Origin of the sequence: Rhodococcus sp. 7Tela_A2 (assembly GCF_049311045.1) — a bacterium.
Lineage (GTDB): Bacteria > Actinomycetota > Actinomycetes > Mycobacteriales > Mycobacteriaceae > Rhodococcus.
On the sequence record NZ_JAXION010000167.1, the window covers coordinates 1 to 6,852 of the forward strand.

Below are 6,852 nucleotides of genomic sequence, written 5' to 3' on the forward strand. Positions count from 1 at the left end.
CCCAGCGCCCGCGGCCCCCCGCCCACCCCCCGCGGGGGGCCCCTCGAACCGGAAATCAGGCGCTCACGACGTCCAGCGTGAACTTCGCGACGACGTCCGGGTGCAGCTTCACGACGACCTGGTGCTTGCCGGTCGCCTTGATGTGAGCCTTGGGCAGCTCGACGAGGCGCTTGTCGACAACCGGGCCACCGGCAGCCTTGATGGCACCGGCAACGTCGGCCGCGGTAACCGAGCCGAACAGCTTGCCCGAGTCACCGGCGGTCTTGACGTTGAGCGAGACGCTCTCGAGACCCTCGATAGCGGTCTTGAGCTCCTTGGCGTGCTCCAGGCCGCGCACAGCGCGCGCTTCCTGTGCACGGCGGATGCCCTCGACCTGCTTCTCGGCGCCACGGGTGGCGACGATCGCCAGGCCGCGGGGCAGCAGGTAGTTGCGGCCGTAGCCGTCCTTGACCTCAACGGTGTCGCCAGGCGCACCGAGGTTGTCCACGTCAGCGGTGAGGATGAGCTTCATCGTGTTCCCTCCCTTTCCTAGCGAGCCGTCGAGACGTAAGGCAGCAAAGCGACCTCACGGGAGTTCTTGACAGCAACAGCGATATCGCGCTGGTGCTGCACGCAGTTGCCGGTGACGCGGCGAGCGCGGATCTTTCCGCGATCGCTGACGTACTTACGCAGCAGCGTTGTGTCCTTGTAATCGATCTGCGTGTTCTTTTCCTTGCAGAAAGCGCAGACCTTCTTCTTCAAAACCTTCTCGCGCGCGGGCGACTTAGGCATGGTCTTTCTCCGTACTTCTGGATGTTCCGATCGAAGGTCGGATCAGAACGGGGGCTCGTCGTCCCCGGAACCGCCGAACGAGCCGGCCTGCGGGGCATTGCCCCACGGGTCGTCGCCGCCGACGTTCGCGTTGGAACTAGGGCGTCCACCGCCCGATCCGCCGGAAGAACCACCGAAGCCGCCTCCGCCGCCGCCACCACGACCGGCCTTGCTGACCTTGGCGGTGGCATAGCGGAGCGAAGGGCCGATCTCGTCGACCTCGAGCTCCACGACAGTGCGCTTTTCGCCTTCACGCGTTTCGTAGCTGCGCTGCTTGAGCCGGCCCTGCACGATGACGCGCGAGCCCCGGGTCAAGCTTTCGGCTACGTTCTCCGCTGCCTCGCGCCAGATATTGCAGCGCATGAACAGAGCGTCGCCGTCTTTCCATTCGTTGGACTGACGGTCGAAGATGCGGGGAGTGGACGCGACCGTGAAGTTCGCGACCGCGGCACCCGCCGGGGTGAAACGCAGTTCGGGATCGGCGGTCAGATTGCCGACCACGGTGATGACGGTATCGCCTGCCATGTGGTTCCTCCTGCTGTGTGTGGAGACCTGATGCGCCAGAGCCTACGGCCAGGCGCCGACAGGCTCACTTGCCGTGGCGCAGAACCTTGGTGCGAAGCACCGACTCGTTCAGGCCGAGCTGGCGATCCAGCTCTGCAACCGTGGCGGGCGTCGCGCTGATGTCGATAACCGCGTAGATGCCTTCGCTCTGCTTCGCGATCTCGAATGCGAGACGACGCTTACCCCACACGTCGACCTTGTCGACCTTGCCGCCTTCTTGGCGAACAACATTGAGGAACGTATCCAGCGAGGGAGCAACAGTGCGCTCATCCAGGCTGGGGTCCAGGATGATCATCAATTCGTAATGACGCATAAGACCTCATCACCTCCTATGGACTGTGAACGGTCACGGACGATCCGTGACAGGAGGGTCGTTGCGTCAGCAACCCAAGAAGGGTACATGAGCCATCCCTGACCAGGGAAATCGACCTCCGTCCCGGGCAGCGGATTTGACCTAGGGTGAGGACATGCGCACGAGCCCCAGGACGATCTCGCTCGTCGCCGTCCTGACCTGCGCGATCGCGCTCTGGCTCGGATACCTCAACAAAGCCCGCTGCGCGGGTGCACCGTTCGACGAACTCGGTCGCACGATCCGCTTCGAGGACATCAAGGACGCGCACGTCTGTTATTCCGACATCCAGCAGTTGTGGCTCGGACGTGGCATCAATCTCCACCGGTTCCCCTTCGTCGACGGCAGCATCGACGCGGCCGGGAATCTCGTCGGAAGCACCGTCGAGTATCCCGTGCTCAGCGGTCTGCTGATGTGGCTGGGCGCGATCGGCGTCCATACCGACGCCGACTTCCTGCTGCGGTCCGCACTGCTCCTCGCGCCGTTCGGACTCCTCACGGCGTGGCTGCTCGCGCGCCTCGCCGGATGGGCAGCGCTGGCGTGGTCGGCGACACCTCCACTGGTGCTCTACGCGTTCCTCAACTGGGATCTCCCGGTCGTCGCGATCACCGTCCTGGCGATCGCGGTGGTCGGCGTCGAACGCTGGTCGTTGCGCACGCGCGGCGTTCTTGCGGCCGCGCTTCTCGCGGTCGGGTTCTGCCTGAAGATCTATCCGGGCATCTTCGTCCTGCCGCTGATGATCTACGTGTTCACGGGCGGTCGTGCGGCCGGCACGGTGCGTGACGTGCGGGGCGCGCTTGCGGTCGCCGGCGCCGCGGTGGCGACGACTGTCGCGATCAACCTTCCGTTCGCCGTCCTCGGGTACGAAGGCTGGCGTGCGTCGTTCACGTTCCAGCAGAACCGCGCCGCCGACGGGACGAGCAACTCGGTCTGGTTCTGGGGTCTGCGGCCTTTGCTGGGTGGTTACGAGGGCACGGGCGTGACACCGGAATTCAACGAGGTCGTCGCCGTCGCGTCTCCGCTGCTCATCGCCGCGTCGTTCCTCCTCGCCCTGTGGCTCGGCCGCCGGCGGTATCTCCGTGGGGGCCCGTATCCGTGGCTGCCGGTTGCGGCCGCGATGTTGTGCGGCTTCATGCTCTTCCACAAAGTCCACTCACCCCAGTACACGCTGTGGTTGTTGCCGCTGCTGGTCCTGCTGCAGGTTCCGTGGCGGCTTGTCGCGGCATACCTCCTCGTCGACCTCGCGATCGGTATCGGTGTCTTCCGCTGGTTCTACGCGACCGGAGGTGCGATCGACATCGAACTACCTCTCGTTCTCACCACGATCGGTGTGTGGGGACGCGCGATACTGTTGGTCGTACTGTTCTTCGTCTTCCTGCGCGCACCGCGGCGTCCGCCGCCCGGTACTCCACCCGCGGAGCGAGGTCGGGAAGCCCTCGGCACGGAAAGCGTTCGATGAGCGACATCTGGTCCGACCACCCGTCTCTCGAGGGTGCGCGCGTGCGGCTCGATCCGCTCACAGTCGCGCACGCGCCGCGACTGCTCGAGGCGGCCGACGATCCCGACGAGATCTTCCGCTGGTCCGCTGCCGTGATCCGCACTCCCGCGGACGCGGAATCGTTCGTCCGCAGCGCGGTGGACGATCCGGATCGGCAGCCCTACGCGGTGATCGACAAGGACACGGGCGCGGTCGTCGGGTCCACGTCGTACTACCTGCTCGAACCGGAACACCGCAAACTCACGATCGGCCATACCTGGCTGGCGACGTCGGCCCAGCGCACGCACGTCAACACGGAAGCGAAACTGCTGTTGTTGCGGCATGCCTTCGACGACCTTCGTGCGGTGCGTGTGGAGTGGCACACCGACGAATTCAACAATCGCTCGCGCGAGGCGCTCGCGCGCCTCGGTGCCCGGCACGAAGGATTGCTGCGCAAACACCGCCGGCGCCGAGACGGCTCGTGGCGTACGACCGCACTGTTCTCGATGACGGACGACGAATGGCCCGTCGCACGGGCAAGGCTGGAAGCGCGGGCGAACCGGTGACCTCCGGACCGTCGACCGGCAAGGAGTAGAGATGGGCAAGGTGGCTTGGGGATTCACGTGCTCGATCGACGGCTTCATCGCCGGTCCCGGGCACGACATGAGTTGGTTGTCCGCGGCCGAACCGATGGCCGAGGGCACCACGGAACGCATGGCGGGGGATGTTGCGGTGATCATCTCCGGCCGCGCAGGCTACGACGCGGCGAAGGAGCAGCAGGACGAACGCGACGAAGTGACCTCCCAGGCTTACGGGGGCGCCTGGTCGGGAACCGAATTCATCCTCACCCACCGGCCGGAAGAACTCGCCGACGATCCGACCGTCGTCGCGATGAACTGCGACATCGTGGAAGCGATTCGTCGCGCTCAGGAGATCGCGGGCGATCGGGACGTGCAGATCATCAGCGCGGATATCGCCCGGCAGGCGCTCGAGCACGATCTGATCGACGAGTTGCAGGTTTTCGTCGCCCCGGTGTTTCTCGGCGACGGCACCCGCATCTTCGACGTGCCGGGCGGTCGACGACTCGACTGGGAGTTGATCGACATCTACGAGGACAGTCCGCGCAGTTTCGGGCGGACCTACCGCCCGAAAGTGCGGTCCGATCGACCCCCCGTGGACTCGGCATGAGCGACACCGTGCGACCCGCGCTCGCGCGCCTGACCGCCCCGGCACTCGTCGCGGCGGGTGCGGCGGGTGCGTGCGCGGCTGTCGTCTGGGCCGACCCGACCACTCCGGGCGGGGTGATCCCACCGTGCCCCACCTTCACGATCTTCGGCGTCTACTGTCCGGGGTGCGGGATGTCGCGAATGCTGTATTCGCTGGTGCACCTGGATATCCCGGCGGCGCTGCACTACAACGCCTTGGGTGTCGTCGCGGTGGCGGGCCTGCTGGCGGCGTTCGCGGTGTGGACCGTCGGCCGGATTCGCGGGACGGCAGCGGGACCGCGCTGGAGCAGGTTCCGCTGGGCTCCGCACTTCGCGCTCGCGGTGATCGCACTGTGGTTCGTGGTGCGCAACATTCCGGTCGCGCCGTTCACCGCCCTGCGTATCTGACCTGTCCGAAGCGCGGGAGATACGTCATGCCGCGCGTAGCGACGACAGTGCAGCGTGTTGCTCGACGCGGACGCGGCGGGGGGTGAGAGCCATGGCTACCGCTGTTTGTTCGGGATCGAGGCCGACGATCGTGCGGAGGATCAGAATGTCCTGCTGGAGGCGCGTGAGGGGCGCGTCGCGCCGGACCGCGAAGCGGGTGTCGGCAGTTTCGGCCGCCAGGGAGTACGCGAGGCGCAGGAACGGCCGGTCGGCACCGGACGGCGCGGACAGTGCGGTGAGAATCGAACGGCACGCCTCGAGGGCGAGCCGATCCGCGTCCGAGAAGGAATAGCCCACGTGCTTCGCCCGTGCCCTGCTGTACGCCGACACGGCCGGGTGCAACTCCCGGAGCAGCACGGGAAGCGCCGCCGCGTCACCTGCGGCGACCGACCAGGCCAGATCGCACGCCGTGAAGTTCGAAGATGTACGACCGGCTCCCACAACCGGTGCTCGTCCGCCCGCCGTCACAGAACCTCCTCACTTCCCCTCCGACCCTAGGACCCGGAGGCGACCGGTGACGTAGTCCATTTGGATGATTTCCGCTTTCCCACACGCTGGTGGGACGGCCGCAATCGATCGGGGAGCCAGGAGGGCGGATGGTCGGGCGCCTGGTCGAGGACGCCTCCCACCGGGTCGTCGATGAACCCGTATCGCACCGGATCCTTGACGGGCCGCCGAATCTGCCACAGCACCGCGGCGCACAGCGCCACCACGGCGACATCGCGGAGGAACACCGTGGCGGTGAACCACTGTTCCGGAAGCCCCTTCTCTGCGGGACCGAGGTAGTAGTACATGCGCGGTACCCACACCAGCGCGTCGACAGTCATCCAGGCCAGGAGCGCACGACGATGCGGGATGGCGAGTACCGCAAGAGGGACGAGCCAGAGCGAGTACTGCGGACTCCACACCTTGTTGGTGAGCAGGAACGCGGCAACGACCAGAAAGCACAGTTGAGCGAGCCGCGGGCGGCGCGGGGCGGTGAGCGCCACCAGTCCGATACCGGCGCATGCTGCGGCGAACAGCACCAGCGAGACGAGGTTGAGGGTGGACGGTGCCCAGTTCGGCCAGCCGACGAACGAGCGCAGCACGTTGTAGATCGAATCGGGATCGGCGCCCCGATCGGAGTTCAAACGGAAGAACTCGGCCCAGCCCGCCGGATACAGCAGCATGATCGGCAGGTTCACCATCAGCCACGTGGCCGCCGTCGCCCCGGCGGTTTTCACGAACGGCCGGAGCTTCCCGGTACGCAGACACAGCACGAACAACGGGCCGAGCAGCAGCAGAGGATACAACTTCGTCGCGGCCCCGAGGCCGAGCAGCACACCGGCGAGGACGGGCCGGCGCCGCGCCCAGGCGAGCAACCCGCCGGCGGCGAACGCGGTGGTGAGCGCGTCGAAGTTGGTGAAGGCGTGCACGATGACGAGAGGCGAGGCTGCTACCAGCGCGGCGTCCCACACGCGTCGCCCCGCAGACATGGCGGTCGCCCAGACGGTTGCCAGCCACGCCAGCGCCAGGCCCCACGCGACGACGTTGAAGTAGATCGCGACCTGGAGACCACCGGGGAGCCACGGCGTCGCATCCCACGCCTTCGCGATGCGCATGGACGCGTACTGGTACATGCCCGCGACCACCGGGTACTCCATGTACCGGGTCTGCATCTGCCCGTCGGGGCCCGGTTCCTCCCACGACGTCTTGTACGGGAAGGCGCCTTCGCTGAGACGCTCCGCGCCGTACAGGGGAACGATGTCCGAGTAGCACATCGCCACGTACTGGCGGTTGTTGCTCCAGTCGAGACCTGGCGCGCCGTCCGGGCCCATCGGCGCTTGCTGGATGCACGCGGCTTTCGTGAACCAGCCGAACGCGAGGAACACCACGGCGAGCAGCAGCATCGCGCGCACGGGGGTGAAGAAGCGGGTCCGGCCGATCATGGCGTGCCGGCCCACCGGACCGCCGATCACCGTGGTCAGGCGCGACACCATCGGGTCTGTACGACCCGGGGT

The 6,852-nt window shown here is 66.7% G+C and carries 10 protein-coding genes; 4 read left to right on the forward strand and 6 right to left on the reverse strand.

The genetic code is table 11. From position 1 onward, the window contains the following. Positions 1 to 55: 55 nt before the first annotated feature. The 4 genes from rplI to rpsF all read right to left on the reverse strand — a co-directional run bounded on the left by rplI (position 56) and on the right by rpsF (position 1,687). A complete protein-coding gene (gene rplI / locus TVH25_RS20155; RefSeq protein ID WP_169620971.1) occupies positions 56 to 511 on the reverse strand; it encodes a 50S ribosomal protein L9 in 456 nt (151 codons plus the stop codon). A 17-nt stretch (positions 512 to 528) separates the two neighbouring features. Beyond that, on the reverse strand, positions 529 to 771 hold the full coding sequence (gene rpsR / locus TVH25_RS20160; RefSeq protein WP_169620970.1) for a 30S ribosomal protein S18: 243 nt from the start codon (positions 769 to 771) through the stop codon (positions 529 to 531). A 42-nt stretch (positions 772 to 813) separates the two neighbouring features. Beyond that, positions 814 to 1,335, reverse strand: coding sequence for a single-stranded DNA-binding protein (locus tag TVH25_RS20165; RefSeq protein ID WP_169620969.1), 522 nt, complete (start codon positions 1,333 to 1,335; stop codon positions 814 to 816). A 64-nt stretch (positions 1,336 to 1,399) separates the two neighbouring features. Beyond that, a complete protein-coding gene (rpsF, locus tag TVH25_RS20170; protein WP_072700991.1) occupies positions 1,400 to 1,687 on the reverse strand; it encodes a 30S ribosomal protein S6 in 288 nt (95 codons plus the stop codon). 154 nt (positions 1,688 to 1,841) lie between these two features. Between rpsF and TVH25_RS20175 the strand changes: the two genes are divergently transcribed. From TVH25_RS20175 to TVH25_RS20190, 4 genes are read left to right on the forward strand one after another with little or no spacing between them, the layout of a single operon-like run. After that, positions 1,842 to 3,182: a glycosyltransferase 87 family protein gene (locus TVH25_RS20175; RefSeq protein ID WP_169620968.1), complete on the forward strand. Its 1,341-nt coding sequence runs from the start codon at positions 1,842 to 1,844 to the stop codon at positions 3,180 to 3,182. Beyond that, positions 3,179 to 3,766, forward strand: coding sequence for a GNAT family N-acetyltransferase (locus tag TVH25_RS20180; protein WP_169620967.1), 588 nt, complete (start codon positions 3,179 to 3,181; stop codon positions 3,764 to 3,766). The genes TVH25_RS20175 and TVH25_RS20180 overlap by 4 nt, the downstream gene beginning before the upstream one ends. A gap of 31 nt (positions 3,767 to 3,797) precedes the next feature. After that, positions 3,798 to 4,388 carry a dihydrofolate reductase family protein gene (locus tag TVH25_RS20185; RefSeq protein ID WP_169620966.1) on the forward strand — a complete coding sequence of 197 codons (591 nt, stop codon included), beginning with the start codon at positions 3,798 to 3,800 and terminating at the stop codon, positions 4,386 to 4,388. Then, the gene (locus tag TVH25_RS20190; RefSeq protein ID WP_422425312.1) at positions 4,385 to 4,813 is read left to right on the forward strand and encodes a DUF2752 domain-containing protein; all 429 of its coding nucleotides are present in this window, start codon (positions 4,385 to 4,387) and stop codon (positions 4,811 to 4,813) included. Before TVH25_RS20185 ends, TVH25_RS20190 begins: the two co-directional genes overlap by 4 nt. A 24-nt stretch (positions 4,814 to 4,837) precedes the next feature. On the opposite strand, the gene TVH25_RS20195 is transcribed toward TVH25_RS20190, so the two are convergent. Continuing rightward, complete coding sequence (locus TVH25_RS20195) at positions 4,838 to 5,320, reverse strand: RNA polymerase subunit sigma-24 (protein WP_169652340.1); 483 nt, start codon at positions 5,318 to 5,320, stop codon at positions 4,838 to 4,840. Between the two features lie 26 nt (positions 5,321 to 5,346). After that, the coding region (locus TVH25_RS20200) for a glycosyltransferase family 87 protein (RefSeq protein WP_422425313.1) at positions 5,347 to 6,852 on the reverse strand (1,506 nt) is incomplete at its 5' end.